General features: G+C 49.9%; 15 protein-coding genes. 1 reads left to right on the forward strand and 14 read right to left on the reverse strand.

Translation table 11 applies throughout. From position 1 onward, the window contains the following. Positions 1 to 97 precede the first annotated feature (97 nt). Positions 98 to 1,189, forward strand: a complete 1,092-nt coding sequence (locus GOW98_RS25660) for a tyrosine-type recombinase/integrase (protein ID WP_170329283.1) — start codon at positions 98 to 100, stop codon at positions 1,187 to 1,189. A 75-nt stretch (positions 1,190 to 1,264) separates the two neighbouring features. On the opposite strand, the gene GOW98_RS01470 is transcribed toward GOW98_RS25660, so the two are convergent. The 14 genes from GOW98_RS01470 to GOW98_RS01535 all read right to left on the reverse strand — a co-directional run bounded on the left by GOW98_RS01470 (position 1,265) and on the right by GOW98_RS01535 (position 20,141). After that, positions 1,265 to 1,537, reverse strand: a complete 273-nt coding sequence (locus GOW98_RS01470) for a pyocin activator PrtN family protein (RefSeq protein ID WP_217359246.1) — start codon at positions 1,535 to 1,537, stop codon at positions 1,265 to 1,267. A 122-nt stretch (positions 1,538 to 1,659) separates the two neighbouring features. Continuing rightward, positions 1,660 to 1,971: a hypothetical protein gene (locus GOW98_RS01475; RefSeq protein WP_170329285.1), complete on the reverse strand. Its 312-nt coding sequence runs from the start codon at positions 1,969 to 1,971 to the stop codon at positions 1,660 to 1,662. Positions 1,972 to 2,812: 841 nt separating this feature from the next. Next, complete coding sequence (locus tag GOW98_RS01480) at positions 2,813 to 4,873, reverse strand: AIPR family protein (RefSeq protein WP_170329286.1); 2,061 nt, start codon at positions 4,871 to 4,873, stop codon at positions 2,813 to 2,815. Next, positions 4,873 to 5,844 carry a PD-(D/E)XK motif protein gene (locus tag GOW98_RS01485; RefSeq protein WP_170329287.1) on the reverse strand — a complete coding sequence of 324 codons (972 nt, stop codon included), beginning with the start codon at positions 5,842 to 5,844 and terminating at the stop codon, positions 4,873 to 4,875. The genes GOW98_RS01480 and GOW98_RS01485 overlap by 1 nt, the downstream gene beginning before the upstream one ends. Further along, a complete protein-coding gene (locus tag GOW98_RS01490; protein ID WP_170329288.1) occupies positions 5,834 to 8,488 on the reverse strand; it encodes a Z1 domain-containing protein in 2,655 nt (884 codons plus the stop codon). Before GOW98_RS01490 ends, GOW98_RS01485 begins: the two co-directional genes overlap by 11 nt. After that, entirely contained in the window at positions 8,485 to 9,966 is a 1,482-nt protein-coding gene (locus GOW98_RS01495) for an ATP-binding protein (RefSeq protein ID WP_170329289.1), read from the reverse strand. Before GOW98_RS01495 ends, GOW98_RS01490 begins: the two co-directional genes overlap by 4 nt. Then, entirely contained in the window at positions 9,959 to 10,384 is a 426-nt protein-coding gene (locus GOW98_RS01500) for a very short patch repair endonuclease (RefSeq protein WP_170329290.1), read from the reverse strand. Before GOW98_RS01500 ends, GOW98_RS01495 begins: the two co-directional genes overlap by 8 nt. Further along, entirely contained in the window at positions 10,384 to 11,949 is a 1,566-nt protein-coding gene (locus tag GOW98_RS01505) for a DNA cytosine methyltransferase (RefSeq protein ID WP_170329291.1), read from the reverse strand. The genes GOW98_RS01500 and GOW98_RS01505 overlap by 1 nt, the downstream gene beginning before the upstream one ends. Positions 11,950 to 12,737: 788 nt before the next feature. Beyond that, positions 12,738 to 13,340, reverse strand: a complete 603-nt coding sequence (locus GOW98_RS01510) for a recombinase family protein (protein WP_367646783.1) — start codon at positions 13,338 to 13,340, stop codon at positions 12,738 to 12,740. A gap of 471 nt (positions 13,341 to 13,811) precedes the next feature. Continuing rightward, positions 13,812 to 15,857 (reverse strand): alpha/beta fold hydrolase, encoded by a 2,046-nt coding sequence (locus GOW98_RS01515; RefSeq protein WP_170329292.1) that lies wholly within the window; start codon positions 15,855 to 15,857, stop codon positions 13,812 to 13,814. Then, the gene (locus GOW98_RS01520) at positions 15,854 to 16,231 is read right to left on the reverse strand and encodes a hypothetical protein (protein WP_170329293.1); all 378 of its coding nucleotides are present in this window, start codon (positions 16,229 to 16,231) and stop codon (positions 15,854 to 15,856) included. Before GOW98_RS01520 ends, GOW98_RS01515 begins: the two co-directional genes overlap by 4 nt. A 537-nt stretch (positions 16,232 to 16,768) precedes the next feature. Next, a complete protein-coding gene (locus tag GOW98_RS01525; protein WP_170329294.1) occupies positions 16,769 to 17,824 on the reverse strand; it encodes an AAA family ATPase in 1,056 nt (351 codons plus the stop codon). Between the two features lie 187 nt (positions 17,825 to 18,011). Then, positions 18,012 to 19,391: a hypothetical protein gene (locus GOW98_RS01530; RefSeq protein WP_170329295.1), complete on the reverse strand. Its 1,380-nt coding sequence runs from the start codon at positions 19,389 to 19,391 to the stop codon at positions 18,012 to 18,014. Between the two features lie 564 nt (positions 19,392 to 19,955). Next, a complete protein-coding gene (locus tag GOW98_RS01535) occupies positions 19,956 to 20,141 on the reverse strand; it encodes a hypothetical protein (RefSeq protein WP_170329296.1) in 186 nt (61 codons plus the stop codon). Positions 20,142 to 20,237 lie beyond the last annotated feature (96 nt).

Genomic DNA, 20,237 nt, shown 5'->3' on the forward strand with positions numbered 1-20,237 from the left:
TGACTTAACAACATTTCAGTCTATTCTGGCCCATTTACACTTATTTTGGCAGCTTGTATGACTCAGAGTCATACTAAGACCAACGGAGTCATACGACTTGGCAACGATCCGAGCACGCCCACTGAAAAGCGGCAAAACCAGCTACACAGCAATCATCACTCGCAAGATTGACGGTGAGAGGTATCAGGAAACCAAGACCGATGCAAAGCAGAAGCTAGTGGCGGCTTGGGCAAAAAAACGCGAGGCCGAAATCGATGCAGATATTGCGGCAGGGAGAGAAGTTAAGAAGAGAAAAGACAAGATAGTTACTCTTGGAGACGCCATCGACAAATACATTGCGGAGTCAATGCGAGAAATCGGTAAGACTAAGGCGCAAGTACTAAGAACGATTAGGGAAGAATACGATATCTCAAATATGTCTTGTGACAAAATCCAGTCCCACCATATCGTCGCCTTCGTCAAAGAACTGCACAAGCGCCCCGGCCTGAATTCCCCGGCGACAGCGCTAAACTACCTTTCACACCTTTCAGGCGTCTTTTCGACTGCTCGCCCCCTTTGGGGCTATCCTTTGAATTCGCTGGCTATGCAGGACGCCCAAAAGGTGTGCTTGACCATGGGATTTGTCAGTAAACCTGAAGAACGGACACGCCGCCCCTCGCCAGAAGAACTGGACAAGCTCATGACTCACTTTCAGCGGGCAACGGAGGCAGATTCCCGCACGATGCCCATGCACATCGTAACCGCGTTCGCGATTTTCAGCACTCGCCGCCAGGCCGAGATTTGCCGGATCACATGGAACGACTACGAACCTGAGCACAAGAGAGTCCTCGTTCGTAAGATGAAGAATCCGGGCGAGAAACGCGGATTGGATACATGGGTGGAGCTACCTGCCCCATGCCGCGCCATTATCGATGCCATGCCACGAGAACAGAACCGGATTTTTCCATTCAACTCGGACACGGTCAGTCGCCGGTTTACGGAGGCATGCAAGTTCCTCGGCATAGATGACCTACACTTTCATGACCTGCGCCACGAAGGTACTAGCCGTTTAGCTGAAATGGGGCTGACAGTGCCTCAACTCGCCGCTGTGACCGGACACAAGGCATGGAAGAGCCTTGAGCGTTACACGCATGTACGCCAGACCGGCGACAAGTACGAAAACTGGAAATGGATTGAAGCCGTAACGTAGCAGCGATCTATCGCCGGCAAAGAATGTACCGTGTGCAAAACGTTTTTACCTGCAAGCCTTCGTAAATTGATGACATCAATCATGAAGCTTTTCCAACTCGCGGCGGGCTTGGTCTCGCCGTTCGTCATAGTAGGAAGCAAGGTCTCGAATATCGACCCCCTTGGCACTCTTCTGACTCGCCTCCATCTGAACCAACGGTAGTTTGATGTCACCATCCGCGATCTTGCGGAGAAAAATCCGGTGGGTCAGGTTGGGGAAAAAGTCCTTGCGAACCGTATCCGCCGGTATCATCGCTGCGCCCTCATATCTGGCCATCAATAGGAACTGTGTATTCAATATGCGCTCCATTTTCTTATTTTTGTTTGTCGCTGTAGGCAGCCACCGGCTCAGGTTCTGCTTCTGCTCGGGACATGTTCCAGAATCGCGTCAGTCGGCGTGCCTTGCTGGCTGAACTCCGAAACAACGAGGTCCTACCAAGTGACCCAAACGCGATCCTTTAACCACGGTAGCTCTGTTAAATCATTATGTTTCAAATAGTTGCCGAACTCCTGATCATCTCCGCCGTTGATGGTGTGCAATAGGACGGCAATCGCTGCTACTCGATTTGGGCCGTCGAACTTGAAAGTTCCACCGATGTCGAAGCTATCCCTGCAATGCGAGTATACGAGCAAGTCTCTGGCAACAAATGATGAGCTGGACTGCTGTTTAGCGGTGTTCATCAAATGATCGAATGCTGCCCAAAGTTCTCTGCGACAAGGTTGTACCAAGTAGCTATCTTTCATTCTTCGATCTCTTTCGTTTCATTTACGCCAGGTTAGCAGACCTCGGTTCAAGTTCTGGCTCGGATCTGTCTGGGCCCCTTCATCCGGTATTTAGAACAAGGGTCAAGAATTTTTTTCCTTTTAAATCAGAAGCCTAACCCAACCCTGAGTTGATGTTCCCGGATGTACCGCTGGTGCCTCGTATTACCTCAAACCAAAAATTTTCCTGCGTTTCACGCTAGCTGCGGCACATTTTCTTGCTTCCTAGTTGACATTCCCACAGGTGACCTGACGCGAGTCAAAAATTTTATTACCTTAAGGCGAATCACGGAGGTGTGATGTATGTTTCAGATTTGGCGCTGCGGCGACTGCTTGCCACTAGGGAAAGTGACTTCATCTTGGAGGCGATAAATGACTGAGTCAGCGCAAATCAACCTTTAGAGGTACACACAAGTCTTCAGAAAATTTCGGAGATAGGCCGCAGACTAACTCATGAGAGCAAAAACTGACATGTCGGTGCTCAAAGCTTCCCGAATTACCTTCATAAGTACTGGTTTTGCGATCACTTCTCGGATCGCAGTCGATCACAATAGGTGTTCGAGACTTTCATATCGGGCTGGCAATGCCGCCTGATCAGGCGTCCAGTTTACGCGCCATCCTCACACCTGACAAAGAACGACCCACAATCGTGGCAAGTACTTCAAAGCGCCTGCGCGTTCACGCCCGCCTTGTGCTCCACGATCCTGCCAATGTCCTGTTCGCAGGAGACAGTCGTCTTCGTTTATCCGTCCTTAAGCTGGACGGAATCTACAGAGAGTTGGAGGCGATTAAGGGGCTCAGGGCACTTAGCCATTCCACAGACTCATAGTAACCCTTCCGCTTGAGCTTTTTCGAGAACTCCAACAAGTACTTCACTCTGTTTCTCGGATGGAATTTTTTGAGGAATCTGCTCGGCAACTTTTATGATGCCCACCTCTTTTTCGGAGAGAAATCGCTTCTCGATTCCCACTTGTTTTATTTTGCTCCACTTCTGGGCTGGAACTTCGAGCACTTTCCGTTGGGCGTCGATGCCGTCATCGATCTGTTGCGTTTTCTTTGCCTGCTTCTGCTCGGCTTTTTGTTCATCAATGCCGACAAGGGTTTTGAAGAAACTTGAGCTGATGTCTTTTTCCAGCTGGTCAATTTTTCCTTGAATCCGATCCCAGCAGGAATCCTTCTTGCACCATTCAGATATGTTCGAAATCCCCTGAGGCGGTTGCGATATGTCATCGTTCACGAACTTCGCGGCCTTGCGCAAAGCCTCTGCAAGTTCCTCGTAAACCGCCTGAGTGTTCCAGCACATCTGAAAGTCGACAACCTTGTCAGCCCGCTTGCATAGCTCGTTGATCGTCGCGATGGCATAGGCAACGATGTTGGCCCGGTAACCGCCATTGTACCACGGTTCGCCCGAGACCATCTTCTCGGTCCACCTGAAAATGATCGCTCGGGCTATTGCGCGTCGAAAGTAGAGTTCGTTGAAGCTGTCTTGGTTTTTCGTCCAGGTTCTGCCTATACGAGCGGCATAGCGCGCGAAGTTCTTCTGGGCGCCGAGGTTGACCCACTTGGGATGATCGTCCCAGACATTTTCAAACTTTGCGATGTCAGTCTTGGTGAACATTTGCGGTTTCGGATACTCAGCCTTGAAGCGCTTTTGCTCGCCCGGCGACAACTTGGACTGTGCGTCAGCGTACTGCCCCCTGGCTCTCTCATAGAACCACTTGGTTTCACGCATGGCGCCACTATGAGCCGGTGCCCAGATGCGCCGTGAGAATTCTTCCATCCGAACATGGAAGGGGTGGTTGGAAAAAAAGTCGGCTGCGTTCACGCGGTTCTGAGTATTGGCGTACTCCGAAATTCTCGGAACAACGATCTCACTGTCTTCCGGACTGATGACCGAGAGCTTCATCTGAACGAACACACCATCCAATGCTGCCTTGTCACGTCTCTTGGTATGAAAGAGCGAGGCCGTGGTCTGTCCTCCATTGACGATCTGAAGGTCCTTGATGCGAACGATTTCCAGTCCTTCGTCGCCTTGCTCTACCTCTACCTCCTGAGCTGTGGCCGTGATGCCATTGTTATAGGCAAAGAACATCCCTGGTTCGTTTAGTATCGTCGTGCGGATACCTTTGTTCACTTTGCCGCGTGCCTGGAGGAAAGAGCGCACGTTTTGTTCGAGAAGGCGTGCCCCGTGCTTGCCGTACAGTGCTGCAAGCACATCTCCGGGCATAACTATAAGGTATGACGGATAGGCGCCGGAGCCGAGGTGTGCTGGCAGGCTGTTCAACCCACTTCCAAATTCTTCCTTGAAATCGATATCCAGCGCTTCTTTGTGACCGCGGGAGCTGCGCTGGCGTTGCAGGCGCGAGACGTCCCAGATGTGATATGTTGCCTCGATATCGCAGACCAGCCGACCTTCAATGCTCCGCATGCGGTCGCTCAGCGCGCGCTCGGATACGAGGAAAAAGTTGACCTTACGAATCAGGGCCTTGCGATCCGATATCTGCCGGGACAGTCCGTACTCAGGGGTGGTTTCATCAAGGTCGTTAAAGAAACGCTTTGAGAGGCTTGCTTCGAAGAAGTTCTCCACCCTTTTAAATAAAGCACTCACATCTGTCTGCGTCAGCGACTGGAGCTCATCGCGACAGTCAAAGTCTGCAACGAAAAGATCAAGTGCGCCTTCATCATTGAACCAGTATCCGTCAACGCGCATTCCGCGCTGCGCTCTGTAGTGGCAGAGTTCGAAACCCTCGATGAATCCGGTTTCGATTAACTCGGTTGAGAATGCCTCCATGAATTCGGAGAGCTGAAATGCTCCGTGAGCCTCAGCTCCCGCCATAAGCTCCTGACGAAAATCATGAAAAAATTCTGGGGCTGTCTGTTCCATCAGCTCCCCCAAATCTCGTTCTGGTTACACTCGAACGTCGCAATTTTCTCCAGCTGGAGACTGTACTTCGTATCAACAACGCCGTCCGGCAGTTCCGATCTCACCAGCCGAGGAAAGCCATCAGCTACGCGGTAGGCGTTCGAGTCGTTCACGAGGAACTTCGGGTTATCATATTCCCTCATCTCCACGTATCCGTAGGTCGCCAGTTTTCGCCAGTAGTCTTCGATTGCTTCGGCGTCGCTCAGTTCATGTCCGATGACCGACACCAGCTCGTTGAGTGACTGGGCGGGAGTTCCGTCAGGTGCCTCCGTGAGGCGGTAGACTTTGAGAAAGAGGTGCTCTGAGACGGTCTCCAGCTGATCTTCAGAAGAGACGCGCACTATGCTCCGATCCCGACCACTGATCGACTTCACCTCGACCGCTGTATCGCCAAAGATGAAGTCCTGATGTGTGCGATCAGGACCGCACCAGGCTTCAACCGCTTGAGCATCGGTCAGGTGTTTTTCCTTGAGAAGTCGGAGGAAACTCAGCTCAGTAAAAAGACCTCTTACCTCTTCCGCCGATAGAACCCGCGTTCGCTTGCCTGCAAGGAAAGCCTTCCAACGCTTGATGTGGTTCAGGGCGACACCCAACGCTGCGGCAGGATCAGAAATCCCATCGAGATTCCCAATCAGCGTCTGACAAAGGCCGTGGAAGAGATCGCGATCCACGTGTTTTTCGAGGGTAAGGATCAGGCCCTGTTTGCCGGGTTCCGGCAACTGGCGTAGATCCACTTCTATACCGTTCACGGTGGTGGCGTTCTTTCGGAACTGTTCCGTGTGATCACCCGCAAGCTGAACTATGAACAGACACTGTCCCTGCACGTCTTTGCCCCAGCACAGGGTGACGTCGCCCGGGGCCGTCACATAGCGGACAGTGTAGTCTTTGTCCGGGGTCTTCATTTCATCCCATGGTGCCTTGTTACTCGTCATAATCTTCCTCTTCGTCGGGCGTATCGAACGATCCACCCTGCATACGTTCGATCCACACCTGGTTTGCAACGACTTCAACTTCAGTTTGGTAGTGACCATCAGGGAAACTAAGGCCGAACGCTGGCACACGGGCATTGGTATCATTCCCAACCGGCCCAAGAACGTGAAGCATCAACAAAGGCTTCTTGCGCACAGAGCGAAAATGGAAGTCGGACGGCCTTTTGTCCTTGTCTAGTTCTTTAGCTAGTGCAGCAGCTTCATCGCGCTGTGCGGTTGAGAGTCCAAGCTTCTCGTCTCCACGGCTAGCGACACGATCCTTGCTTGTTCGCCAAGCATCACCATCGCGACGTGCGCTATTACGTTCTTGAGTTCCGAGTGTGTGGTTGTCCGCGTCCTCGCCGTTGGATGAAACTGAAATCAGCAGGACATCTCCGGCATCGTATTTGTCTGAAAGAGCGCGCAGGTAACTCAGTGCAGCGGCCTTCCGGTCTGCAAAGTCGGGGTGGCTCCGAAACTTAGTAAGGAACTCTTCTATCTCCGAAATCTTCGCATTTCTTGCAAGCCAGCCCTTCCCGGTCTCCTCCAATGCGTCACAGCCGAATTTCTTCTTCCAGTATTCAGCAATCAGAGCCTCGTTCTCCTTATTGACCTTACTATCTGTAGGCAAAAGGCTACTCTCAACAATCTTCCCGCTAAAGTTTTGGTTTACAGTGATTTTCTCACCTGCCCTCATCTTGTTGGCGGCAGTAATAAGTAGCCTGTCAGGATGAGCCTTCACATAAAGGCCGAACTGCTTCGGACTCATTCTGTCGCGTCGCATTCTCTTGATCTGCTGTCGTAGCTCTTCCGAAGCTTCAGCGATGTGGCCATACCAGTTGATTGAGTCCGGGGACAAATGGACCCGGCACACGTCTTCAAAACCTGGTCTGTAACCAAACCAACGCCCCATCTGCATGAGCGTGTCATACATACGCGTGTTGCGGTACATATAGCTCACGGTGAGGCCTTCGATGGTCAGGCCACGCGAGAGGCTCAGTCCGCCAATAGCGATGGCGGTAAGGCTGTTCCCATCACGTTCGTACTTTTTGTAGTCGAGTGCTTCATCGGACTTACTGTTCACGACGAAGATACGAAGGTTGTCGAAGACATCGTTCAGGGCGACTTTGATGTCAGACCATGTGAAACCGCAGTCAGAGAACTCTTTATCAAGGCAAGCCTTCAATGAAATCATGACTTCATTCTTTTGCGATACCGAATCCGGCATCGCATAATTTGCTTTCACCGCCTCTCTGACTTTTTTCTGATAAAGGCTCACGAAATTCCGCACAGTATTCTGCGTTGCTACAAATCGTGATACGTTGATCATCATTGAGCAATGTTTGTTAACCTGTCCCCTCAGATTGCGGATAGCTTTTGCAACAATGAACTGATCAATCGCTTCATAGAGGCTGGGTGGAAGCTCAGGGACCAGATCATCCTTTTTATGAGAGAAGGGAAGGTACTCTTCACAATCCCAGATCGGCCTCACAGTCCTTGCGCTGCTGATATCGTCAAGGAAGACCTTATCCGGCCCGAAGTAAGTGTTGGGGGCATCAAGACTGACAATGAAGTCTCGCGGGAACAGCTCCTCATAAGCTTCCTCATCGTAGGAATCCGGATTGATGAAGATGTTTGCAAATGGTGTAGCGGTGTAGCCAACGTAACAGGACTTCGCGAAGAGGCCGAGGATCTTCCGAAGCATCGCATTCGTTTTAGTGGGATCGAGTTCGGGCTTATTGGTATTGATCGAGGCGTTGTCGGCCTCATCGTCGATCATGAGCATTGGAACATCGCCAATCACGCCATCCGCCTGCGCGTTCATCTCCTTGAGCCAGACATGAAGAGCTTTCAGTGTGCTAACATTCTTCTTGATGACAAGGACGGTCGGCTTGTTCAGATCGTTGATTTTCCATCCGCTTTGGTTGGCTGTCTTTTTACTGAAGTCATCATTGATGTTTGTGAGCGTGGCAGGATGCGGATAGTCAGGGGTCAGGCCGACGCCAACTCTCTTGCGGTCTTCCGGATCGCTGGAGCGTCCAACGAACCCTTCGTCAATGCGTTCCTGGGTCTGCTTTCTCAGGTTGTTGTGAATACCGGCGATAACGATAATGAACTTGTAACCGGCGTCGGCAGCCTTGGCGATTACGCCCATGTAGTTTGCGGTCTTACCTGATTGTACGTGCCCAATAACAAGACCTCGACGATCCCATTTTCCTTCGCTAATCGGGTCCTGCAAATGACCTAGAATTTTGGTTCCGACATCACTAAGGGAGCGAACAACAGTTGGATGCATCTGTTCCTTTTTCAGATACTCCTCATAGGCATCAGAATATGTCCAAGTGATATCATCGCGCTTATACACCCACTCATCGTCGTGGTCAGCTTCGACATCGACGAGGGAAACGCCAGCGCCCATACGCGAGTCCACGGCGATGAGGGCATCTTCGATGACGGTTTCCAGCGGGCCATCATAGCTAAATGCAGCAGCAAGCTGTTTTGCACGTTCTCCAACTTCCTCGCGCGTTGGCGTCTCCGGCAGCAGCGATAGCGCTGAAATAAGCGCACTCGTGAAATTCTTCTGACTTTCGACCTTATTGAAATTCATTTCTTCAGCTCTTTCGCAATGTATTCTTCTGCAACATCTTCAAATCCTTCGAAGAACCTTGTTGAACGCATGACTTCTCTGAAGCTCTCGACATCAAATTCGCCATCTCCAAAAAGGCATTCTTTTAAGGCACTTAGGCGCTCATTGATCTCATCCTGTGTGGTTTTGTTCTGATCGATGTCGCGCGGATGGGTCGAGAAATCCGAGTAGATCATTTCTACCGGAAGCGATGATGAGATCGCTTCTATGAGCGTTGAAAGGCGGCGACTATTCTCATCACTCAGTTCGGAGCGAATCGCGTCAATCAACGGATGTTCCTTGTTCAGTGCATATCGGATGTTTCCCTGATCAGCGTATCGCTCCCAGACTGGCGCCTTGATCTCATCAAAGAGCTTCTTCCCTCTACCGCGATGCACTGTTGTGCTACGTGTCGAGACCTTATCGATGATCTGGCGCAGCCGGGCTCTGACCGGCGCTGGAGGGCGCGCTCGTGACTTCTTAATGTCGATGGTCCACATCTCATCAAGACTATTGGGAAAGTCTATCTGCACACGGGCCAGCTTTGTGGCTTCTCCTTTGGGAATTAGTCTGAACCAGTCGCCCCAGGCCATGAGCCGTCCGCCCCGGTACACATAAGCGCCTTGGTTCGAGATGAAGTCGCTGCGGTTCTGATAAAAGTCGTACTCTTTTGCGCTCAGTTTGCTGTGGTGAGGGAGGATGTAAGGCTGCATATGAACAGCCACACCGCCAATGCGGACAACCTCCTCCGGCAGCATCTGTGTCGCTGAGTTCTTTCGGCAGAACGGATCAAAAGCCTCGATAGGGTGACCGTTGAGGGAAAGAGAGAGCTTCTTCCGGCCACGCACCTCGCCACTCAGAAATCGGTGAAACACCAGCGACAGGTGTTTCTCGACAACATCGAGCTTCTCGTTGACAATCTCGTCGCGTTTGGCTCCGGTCTCATCTTCAAACAGTCGATCAAGGTTGCGCCAAACGACTGCCGTTCCCTTGCCGGTGATCAACTCCTGAAATGGAAGTTCTGCGATCTCTTCAGGTTCAAGGATCGCGATAAGCCAGTCATCTTTCCTGTGAACGGTGTCGAGGTTCCATTCCGCTGCGTGCAGCCCGCCACCATCGTTACTGACTACAGTGAGTCTTTCACACTGGGAGAATGAGGCTGTCTTGAGTCCCAAACCAAAACGACCAAGATCCTTTGGTGAGCGGGTTTCCGAAGGATTCTTTGAGCCGTGACGCAAAGCATCTATTATGCCTGCTTCGTCCATACCGCGGCCATTGTCGATGATGCATAGCGTTGGGTTCTGTTGCGTCATATCACAGAAGATATCGACCGAGGTTGCTTCTGCGGAAATGCTGTTGTCAACGAGATCAGCAATCGCCGTTTCAAGCGAATAGCCCAGGTCTCGCATCGATGCGGATAAGGATGAAGCACTTGGAGGCAGACGATGCTCTCTAGCCATCAGCCCCCCCTTTCAACTGACTGCGCAAACCTTCGACAACACTGACCGGATCGTTCTCCAGCTCACATTCCCAGACGGTAACTACACGCCAGCCACTCTCTATTAGTTCGGATTTCTTTCGTGCGTCACGCTCGACGGTCTCTTCAAACTTCCTTGTCCAGAAAACAGTGTTTGTCTTTGGTGTTGTCGCCTTCGAGCAACCCCAATGGCGATGCCAGTAGCAGCCGTTCACAAAGATAGCTGTTTTGTACTTCGGCAGAACAATATCAGGTTTTCCGGGAAGCATTTTATCATGTAGTCGATAGCGAAAACCGGCGCGATGCATGAGTGATCGCAGCACTAGTTCCGGTTTCGTGTTCTTTCCTCGAATTCGAGACATATTCCAACTTCTGTGCTCTGCCGAGATGCGATCCGCCATCATGCAATCTCTCCGGCTCTGTCGAGCACATCAGCGATTATCGCGGCAATCTGCTTAGCGAGGTATGCCGGCACAGCGTTGCCAACTTGGTGGTATTGCGCGGTTCGCGGACCCTCGAATTTATAGTTGTCTGGGAAGGTTTGAAGTCGCGCGGCTTCTCGAACAGTCAGACTTCGGCACTGCTTCGGATCGTAGTGGATGAAGTAGTGACCATCTTTTGAAATGTGCGAGGTGATAGTCGTCGCGACACTGTCCGGCATTTGAACGCGGAAACGATCAGAGAACATTTTACCTTCTCTGCCGAGCTCGACGTTCCGATGATCCGGCAACAGCTTTTCCGGAAAATCCGATAGCTTTGGACTTCTCCCATTAAACTCCGCGAACACTGTGGCGAACGCGTAGCGCTGTAAATCTGTGCTCATGTGAGAGCGTGCTTCGTGCCCGGTTAGAACGCCGAGGCGTGTGTCGCCTAACATAGAAATCGACGCGTGGTCGGTCTGTTTTGGCGCCCTGTATCTCGATGATGAGCGGCCTCCGGTCGTATACCCGTTAGCAGCCAGCTCTTTAATTCGCTCAATGATGTCTTCAGCAAAAGGTGAGCCGTTCAGCTGACGCTTTAGCCTAATTTTTGAAAGCTGAGCAACAGCCTTGCTCCACGCCTCATAGCTGTCTTTCTGTCTTGATATACCGCTGCGAACCTCAGGAAGATCAGATATGGTCTCACGTACGGTGGGAGCCACGTGTGGCGATAGCGCCTCAGGACGGACGTCGATATCACCGCGGATACCAACAATGAACATTCGATGCCGTGCCTGAGGAACACCATACTCCTCCGCGCGCACAAGAAAGCTTCGTGGGTCAGCCTCTTCTTTCGGCTCATCAGAGTCAGAGAGCGAATACAGATTGTATCGTAGGCCATTTTTGTTGCGGCTAAGCGCAGACACCGGCTGAGCTAGGTCATCCAGTATTTTGTTGATCATCAGCTCTCCACGCACGCGGGCTGAGAGAAGGCCTTTGACGTTCTCCATGACAAAGACTGGCGGGCGGTGGTCAACAATGATTTGCAGGTATTCTCTATAGAGGAAGTGACGTTCGTCATCTTCGAAGCGGGGATCAGACTGCATCCGCGAGCGACCTACGAGGGAATAGGCTTGGCACGGCGGCCCTCCAACAAGGACCCAGTCCTTTCTCTTGGCAAGAGCGCCCTTGATCAAATTACTGACATTCGTGTGATTTTCGGGCCCAAGTGAGAGCTTCACAGCACTGCTCATAGCAGATTTGAAGGCCTCCGGATGGCGCCGAAACAGCTCGCCCCTGTCGATTTCTTCGCGCAGGTAGGCGTAATAATCTTCAGGTGCTTCACCATTGGGAAATTGCCTGAAGAAGTGACGCAGAAGAAGCGTGCTGTGGGCATACTCATCCCGCTCAATTGAAAGCGCGTCTGTGAATCGTCTTGTTTCGCCATCAGCGGTAAGGGACGCGAACCCTTCCCCGAGCCCACCCGGACCCGCGAATACGTCGATGATTGGATATGTGACCTGCACGGTCTTAGCCTTATTTTTCATGTTGCTGCGGTGAAGTTGGTCTAAGCACCCTGTCATTATGGCGATCTTGCACCCGGCCCTGCCCGCTTGATTTCATTTTTTCCAACCTGTCCATGCCAAATATCACTTCGAGCGGTCGCCAGTGCCTCTCAATAGCAACAGGCGCGACGGGCGCATCAACAATGAGCTTTCCAACCGAGTTCTTCGCCTCCCTCGCAGACACGAGTTTCATGTGCCTTAATCGCCCTCGAACTTTGGCCACAATGGACAAATTGGACATAACTGGAAAGTCGCAACCATCTGTTTTACCTTAAGACTGCTAAATACTTCGCTGTTGCGGGTAGTCTGCTCCTGTGGAAGGAACATCAGCATCATTGCCGGGAAGCAATGTCCTCCAGCACCCAATCCCCCATATCTGTCCGGTAGGCGCTGACGTCGAATATTCTACCATACAGGCTCTGGCGAAAGTGACCGCAGAGAAGGTCTGCATGCGACCATATGAAAGAGGCAAGGTTATTTATAGATTGAGACACCGGAGACTCTTGGATTCTGCTTCGTTTTTTTTAAGAACCTAAACCAATCAGAGGCAGAAAGTATAGGGCGAGCCGTCTCTACCTAGATAAGCCAATAGATGAATGCTGGGCGGGCATCTCTCGCGATGTCTTTACACTGGCATCCTATTTGATTGGACCTGTCGCGGAATTGTTATGTATCCCATTTTCATTCTTTCGTTTCGGCCGCTCAGCCATAGGCTTTAGGTTGTCGAAACTTCTAGAAATACAAACACTTTAAACTTGAAATTTACCTACTTACTCTCGCTTTATTTGTTCAGGGGCCAACATACCTGGCCTGGCTTGGAACCCCAATTCTTTGGCGATAGCATAGACAGTAGATCGAGAGATCTGCATTTCCCTCGCAACTTGAGAAACCGGCAACTTCAACTCCAGCCGACGCTTTACATCTTCGCGATTCACCGAGGGTTTTCGTCCTTTGTACTTTTTTGCAGCCTTGGCTTTGGCGATGCCTTCCATCTGCCGCTTCCGGATGATTGATCTCTCAAACTGCGCGAAGGCACCAAGCATATGCAACTGCAATGTTGCGACAGCATCATCCTGATCTGGACTTCCCGAAAATTTCAGATTTTCGCTGATGAAGTGCAAACTTGCGCCCGCTTCGCTGATCGCTTGCAAAATATCAAGGAGGTCGGACATCGAACGGGCCAACCTATCAATTGACCAGACGTGGACTTCATCGCCCATCCACAAAAAATCCAACATCTTCTTTAGCTCAGGACGCTTCGTGGAGCCTCCAGAAAGCTTCTCTTCAAAAACACGATCACAAAAGCTGAGATCTTGACGATCAAGGTTCTGCTCCTCGGAACTCACACGGCGATAACCGATTTTTCTACCCACTGAATACCCCTTGTTCAGTTTACCTCTAGAGTATAATCGAAAAGTGTTAATCTGATTTGAAAACAACTCTTTTTTGACACAAAATAGCATATTTTTAGTTCGGTCGTTGTGTCGTCTTAGAGTCCACTCATTTTGGACATCCAATGCAACTGGCAATGACTATCGACTCTAGTTTCGGTTAATGAGCGTCCGCAACCGAATTTGTCTAAAAAATCGATTTGGACATGTTGGTGAATTGACCGGGTTAGGGTTTGTCGCACACTTTTTTGGTGGTTTGACAAAATGAGCTAGTGATCAAAATCAAAAACTATCCCATCTGCATATCCATCATCAAAGCAATACAGAAAGCCAAGGTCTATTTAGTCGAATCTCTGTCTCTGCTTCTGTTGTGAAGCTACGATGTCAGTCAGATCAAATCCTAAACTTTGCACCTATTAATGCGAGTGGTAGTGTGTGCGTGTTTGCTCCAAACTATTGGGCTGGAACAACAACTACCGAGGGCGCATTTTTTTTGGCGTCTTCTAATTCGATTGCGGCCTGATAAACCATTTGCTCTGCAATTTTTTTAGCTGCGTACTCTTCTCCGAAGCTTTTTGCTCCCAAAACATCGAATGTTCCACCAACGATAACCTCAGGTATTTCCCCAAAACGAGCTGCAACTACGCCTGCTGCGAATGATTTGGCCGCTTCCTGCGCCATCTCATTTTCACCTTGGACAGCAAACCCGGCGACTTTGAACAGTGTGTAGGCGGAGCCCATAGGGCCCATAATCTTTGATAGGCCTTCATCAACAGCAGCACCTAGAACGACTCGGTTTTGCAATCTTAGATAGTCGCGGTTCTTTTCTAGAACAGCTTCTTTTTCTGCCAGATATTCATCACGGCTGTATTCAGGGCGAGAAAAATATCGGATGCGCGCCATTTCAGGCTGTATACCGTTACCTGCACCTCCAGAAAAAAAAGGTTCAATAAGCTGGAAGTAATTGGGTGTGCTAGTGTGCCCATCAGTGCTCTGCAAACTTGCTTCATGAAGGAAAACTGACGCTACCGAAGCAAACTCAAAATCTTTATTTGCACTGCAAATTTCAAGTTCTTGTTTGTTTGTGCCGAAGGACATTACAATCTGCTCTGCGACAAGTTTCGCAATTTTGGAACGCTCCTCAAGATTAAATGTCTTCAACAGTTTTTGAGTAGAAATAAGAGTATTGTAGTAACCTACCAGAACAAAAGGAAGATCCTTCGGGTCGCTGCAAAACAAAGTTACCAACGTATCAATTTCATCATCTGACCTGCCGCCAAAAACGAATGTAACATTGTCAGCTTTATCGAGACTGTGGATACGGTTAAGAAACCTCTCCCCACAGTGCAGACATGCCGGCAACATGTAGAATAACTTCGAGTTTCTAGACTTTTTGTTTTGCGTTGAAACGAACCCAAGCAATGGTGAGTTAGGAGAAACCCAATAGCGGTGCGCGTCGGCGTTCGTCCGAACAGCAGGATAGGATTCAATAGTTGGTAAATTTTCTACAGCACTATTGGCCTCAAGGAATACTAACAACTTTTCCCAGGCAACCGCCCATTGATCGGCATTGAAATGGTGGCGCGCACCAGGAAGTAGCTTTAACTCGACATTACCACCCGCTGATTCCATCGCCGACTTCATTGATATGGACTGAATTGTAGGAACGCGAGAATCCCTGGTTCCGTGAAACAATAGTACTGGTGCTCGTATTTTGTGGGCAAATTTCAAAGGTGAACGAGACTGAAAGTTTACGGAGCAAACTGTTCCCACATATTCCGAAACGCCTGAAAACGTCGTTTGACTTGCCCAGCTTTTCATATCTGTCGGTGATGAGAAGGCAACCACCCCAGCGAGGTCTTCGTGATTTACTGCCGAGAGTAGAGACACCTGTCCTCCTTGTGAGTAACCCATCAGAAACAAATCTTTTTCTTCGAGATGTAGCTCTTTCTTCACCCAGTCTATAACAGAGCTTAAATCACGTGCTTGAAGTTCTCCGCAGTCATCAGTGCCCGATGAGCGCCCCCAGCCCCTCATTGAAACGGCCAACGCATTATAGCCCGATGCCGCCAACAGCCTTCCAGAGAACATCACGTCACTAGCGCTGCCCCCCCATCCATGGAGCAGGATAACGGAGGAAGAGGATTTAGTGGACCAATCAGAACGAAACAACAACGCGTCTAGTTTGAACTCGTTTTCTCCATTAATCGGGATAGTAACCCTGTTCACCCCGATTGACTTGAAATCAAAACAAACTCTAAGGGCATCATGCTTACCGCTTAGTTCAAATTCACCTTCAAATGCAGCGGTCTTCCTAAAACTGACTAGTGCCTGCCGGGTTCCACGACCCAGAATCCCATCTTCAGCCCCAGCACTAAAGCCGAGGTCATTCAGGTGTTTCTGAATACAAGCGACCGGCCATTCAGAGGCGGTAGCCACAGAGGGGGCCAAAAAGTAAGCCGAAAGCAGGGCGTGGATAAGATTGCGCAAAATCCTCATTCTCCCTGGACGAGTGACGCCTTGTATCTTTCGCCTTTGTCATTAATTGAAATATAATCTGCTCCATTTAAAACTAAAAGGTCGCAGCGCGTTCCGAATTCAGCAGAAGTGATACAAACTTCCCCCTCTTCGGTGAACTCGTAATAATATTGATATGTCTGTCCTTCGACGACAAACTCATACGTTCCATCGCTATTGAATATTGACTTCTGCCCCCCTTCATAAACTAGAGTGTTGCCTTTCAACTCAGCTTGAAGATCGGCTCGGTTCAGGCGTTCGTCCTCGGGCTGGGTGTTCCATTCTTGAGCAATTGCTTGTATTGCTCCGATGGCCAGCGCTGAGATGATCGACAAGATTTGTACAACAGTTTTCAATGTATATCTCCTAGTCAAATTTTTGGACTATTTCGGGTAAAAGCTACGAACTTTTGAATTTTCTGAGAAAATTGGTTCGAGTCAATTGCAACTTTCAGAGTAACCGTCCTGCCGAACCGCACTGACAACCGACTTTCCTGTTTTTTCGGTTTGAGTTTTCCGTGACGAACCCCTGATTTTGGGAGGGAACAGAAACGAAGAAAACAGCGAAATCTGGACACCTTCGTGGAGTTTCTTGTGGGTTTTCTACTTGGGCTATAAACTATTGTCCTCCATTGCCTTTTCGCCGATACCTGTCGAGCGAACGGCTTTGGGCTCCGAATGTGCAGCAGAACCAAGTGTAACCAGCCATGAAGTCAGGCATCCTGACAATGTTGGTCCGGCCACTATCGATGATGGACACTTAAACACCCACTATCAAACGCGTTTGTTCGGGCTCACCGGAGGTACACAGACTACGCAGCGTCGGCCAACTCATTACCAACGGAGCTAAAGTTGAATGCCTAAAGTGAGTCAGTATTGAGCACCGATTGACAATTAGTGTTTCAGCGGCAGTGCCTCGAACCTTTGAACTTCCTCCAGAAGTTTTACAACGAAGCGAACGCTAACGGCTTTGTTCCCTCCGTGCCTCTGGATAACATTCGCAATCTGGCCCACGCATTCCTCAGATAGTGATCGCCTACGGACTTCTTTTTCAATAAAAGTTTCCAGTTGAGCTTCGTTCGGCGGATCAACGTGGATTGTACGAACACGAGACCGGAGCAATGCCGGAAGAACACTGGCATCATTGGCCGTCATCAACCAACTGATCCGACTCATATCGAAACCAATTTGAAAATAAGGACAGTGCCAATCGACGGCCGACACTGGCTCCAACAAGCCAAGCAAAGCAGAATGCATGGATGTGCTGTGACCACTAGTACCGAAGGCAGTTCCCGCTTTATCGACTTCATCAATGACAACCACTGGGTTCGCCACCTGTGTAGACAACATGGCTTTCAGAGGCCGTCCACATTCGGCACCACCCCAGCCTCGGCTCAATCCAGCGACAGGAAACCCCTCTGAACTTGCGCCTCCATCAATGTGAACGACCGGCAGACTAGAAAGTTCTGCAACCCGACGAACAAGGTGAGTTTTTCCCAATCCAGCTCCGCCAATCAATAGCGTCGGTCTCAATCTCAAACCTGGCCCATGCTCAATGACATTGTGGCGCATGTCCAACCAGATTTCATGGATAACCCGCTGCATCCAAGGCAACTCGTCATACAACATTGCTGCGATTTCATCGACTTGATGTTCCGTTGACGGGCCTCCGACCGCAACGCCATTCATAACAGGCCGCAACATCTTTCTGTCAGCTCGGGACAAATGCCGACCTTGAGAATACTTGCCACGGGCTTCGATAATTTTCTTTGCGCGACGACGGATCTTGTCAGTGTCCTGCCAAGTCACACGCTTAGGCTCTTCGGTTTTGCCTTCTTTGCAGCTTGAGTACCGGAGTTCTTCCAAGTGGTTCCTCAAACGTCTTTCAATGTCATCATCTTCGGTTTCGAACAGCTTTAGATCGGTAAGCAACGGAACAATTCTTGGCATGTGAACACCTTCATGCGAGTGTCGCAGGTGATGAAATCCAAGAAGGTTTGTTTGGAAATTCTAAGCCTGCATTCAATAGATATCGATCAGCAAAAATGCTGGTCATATCAGATGAATGAGGATCCGGTTTCTGTTCATTCGTGTAACATATTGTAATATTGATGGAAGTACAATGGGCAGCCTGATTTTAGTTGGTAAAAGTACCCGAAGATGGCCTGCTGGTTTCGCCGGAAATTCTATTCATCGAATTTTTGAACCAATCTAAAACGCCGCTCATTCTGGAAGCCCAACGTCTTAGAGTTCTCGCAAATCCTTTCTGGCCAAACCTTCCTCGTTGAACCCTCTTTTGGCATCGGGATCTTTGCTCACGCTCCTTTTGAATTTGCCGGAGCGTCTTCAGAACGTTTGGCGAGGCGATTACCGTGTAACTCTGAACATCAGCATCACGGAACAACCGCATGATGTCATCGGCAATTGGAGAAAGGAATTCTTTTAAATCGAACGGTTTTCCAGTGTTCACCTCCCAGGCAAGTCGAGCGATCCGATTAACCTCAAATAGACTGCCTTGAACACCTTTCCCATAGCCAGGTTCGAAGGATTTTTCACAAAAGTCCTGGACGTACCCAAAAGCCACCAGGCGACCATCTGGCGACGCGACAGGACGACCGCAACCGCAATAGATATTATTTGCATTGTCCCCGGTCTTTGGCTTCTGCGTGTCTTGTCCCCTGCTCCCCTTGCGATCTACCTGTTCAATGGCCCCTGGTTCGCCTCTACCAACTTTTTCCGCCAGACAGACAGAAAAACGCCCGGTGTTTTCGCATTGGGAAAACTTCGCGCGTCGCCCCTGCGCCTTTAGTTCCTGCATTGTCTCTTTAAGCGAACCTTCCGTTCTTGTAAGACGCCGCCCCTTGGAGACAGCCAGATAAGCTTCGAACACTTTTTTGTTTTTAGACGTGGCAATCTCATATGCTGTCGTGCTTGGCTTGGTTCCATATCGGATGGATCGGGCGACATCCTGATGTGCAATGCGTTTTAGATGAACGCCGGCCTTACTTTGCAACCAAGGAGAATTCTCCTTGATGAATGCCAATGCTCTTCGACGATGTACATCACCAAGATCGAAGGTCAGGAAAATATGAAAATGCAGGTAGAAAGATTCCGTTTCAGGCTGAAATGGCGCTTCCAACTGAACATACACAAAGTCGCCCATGCCGGATTTTCTGAGCGCAGTTTTGAGCTTGTTCATGCGTTTGAACGCCAAGGCGACGCCAGCGTCATAGTCGTCTATCGAAACACGGCTTTCCAGCGCCGGAAATGTCAGCGCCGCTAACTGGGCTCGACCCTGCACTTTGGTTTCATAATGGTATTGGAGATTGGCCGCTGTCTGTGTTGTATCCACCATGGCAACTGAAGGCAGCCGCTTGTCGTGTTTGAATGCTGGGTAGCATATTGCCAGGTATTCGTTGTCTGGCAGACCTAGCAGAAACTGTGCCGCTTTCTTCTTGCCGGGTCTGTATAGGTCGTGACCTACTTCTGCCGCCATCTCGGCAACAACGGCAGACATCTTCCGATACCTTTCGGAACCTGAACCGAGGCGGAAACCGCCGCGATATTCAACTTTTCGCCCGACCTGGCGTAGCGTTTTTGGTGGGAGCACCTCATGCCCATAGATGTGCTTTGCTTGTCCACTATTCTGCCTGGAATTTTGGTGATCACACCTTCGTTGCGCACAACTTCTTTGTTCGCGGGATTGGCCCGCGTTAGTCTTTTTCACAACCTGTACCCTTCGGTCACGGGCCAAAGGACGGCTGTTGTTTCGAGCTAAATCGGCTCCGTGCCTCTGACCGCAATTTCATGCGACCAGGACTGCCGTCACTCCAACTTCAGGGATGTGGTCATGACCTCTGATCGCCAGAAAGCACATGACACAAAAGCGGTTTAAAACTTTTTAAAGGAATTTCGGCGTTCAAATTGTCGAAAGGATTACTGGCCGCCCTTGGGTCTCAAAGAGACCAAAATTGAAGGGTTGCCCAAAACCAAAATTTGGGTGCTCTATCCATTACTTCGTACAAAAGAAAGCAATTTCCCCCAGTGTGTAAGAAATTTCCACAAAGACTGTTTGGCTGGTTTAGCCTTCCTTTTTGAATCTTCCGGCAACCCTCTCCGCTTCTAGTCCGATCTTCACGAGTTCACGGATTGCCGCTGAACGTCCGTAAATCTGGTTTTGATGAGTGTAGGCTTTGATGTCTGACAGTTCTTCGTCGGTCATCAGTATTTGCAGTCTTTGAGGAGGATGTTCACCAAGTTTTTTCATAAAACAAGAGTATCACTATACACACAGTGCGTCAAATACTTGACACCACAATCTCCTTACTATACACACTATACACATCTTAAGTTACTTTTGCCT

Origin of the sequence: Ruegeria arenilitoris, from assembly GCF_013032445.1 — a bacterium.
GTDB classification, from domain to species: Bacteria; Pseudomonadota; Alphaproteobacteria; order Rhodobacterales; family Rhodobacteraceae; genus Ruegeria; species Ruegeria arenilitoris_F.

Coding starts and splice junctions, on each gene's coding strand:
- GOW98_RS01470 (WP_217359246.1), bottom strand. CDS start 1,537: ATGGAGCGCATATTGAATACACAGTTCCTATTGATGGCCAGATATGAG.
- GOW98_RS01475 (WP_170329285.1), bottom strand. CDS start 1,971: ATGAAAGATAGCTACTTGGTACAACCTTGTCGCAGAGAACTTTGGGCA.
- GOW98_RS01480 (WP_170329286.1), bottom strand. CDS start 4,873: ATGGAACAGACAGCCCCAGAATTTTTTCATGATTTTCGTCAGGAGCTT.
- GOW98_RS01485 (WP_170329287.1), bottom strand. CDS start 5,844: ATGACGAGTAACAAGGCACCATGGGATGAAATGAAGACCCCGGACAAA.
- GOW98_RS01490 (WP_170329288.1), bottom strand. CDS start 8,488: ATGAATTTCAATAAGGTCGAAAGTCAGAAGAATTTCACGAGTGCGCTT.
- GOW98_RS01495 (WP_170329289.1), bottom strand. CDS start 9,966: ATGGCTAGAGAGCATCGTCTGCCTCCAAGTGCTTCATCCTTATCCGCA.
- GOW98_RS01500 (WP_170329290.1), bottom strand. CDS start 10,384: ATGGCGGATCGCATCTCGGCAGAGCACAGAAGTTGGAATATGTCTCGA.
- GOW98_RS01505 (WP_170329291.1), bottom strand. CDS start 11,949: ATGAAAAATAAGGCTAAGACCGTGCAGGTCACATATCCAATCATCGAC.
- GOW98_RS01515 (WP_170329292.1), bottom strand. CDS start 15,857: ATGAGGATTTTGCGCAATCTTATCCACGCCCTGCTTTCGGCTTACTTT.
- GOW98_RS01525 (WP_170329294.1), bottom strand. CDS start 17,824: ATGCCAAGAATTGTTCCGTTGCTTACCGATCTAAAGCTGTTCGAAACC.
- GOW98_RS01530 (WP_170329295.1), bottom strand. CDS start 19,391: ATGTCTGCCGTTGTTGCCGAGATGGCGGCAGAAGTAGGTCACGACCTA.
- GOW98_RS01535 (WP_170329296.1), bottom strand. CDS start 20,141: ATGAAAAAACTTGGTGAACATCCTCCTCAAAGACTGCAAATACTGATG.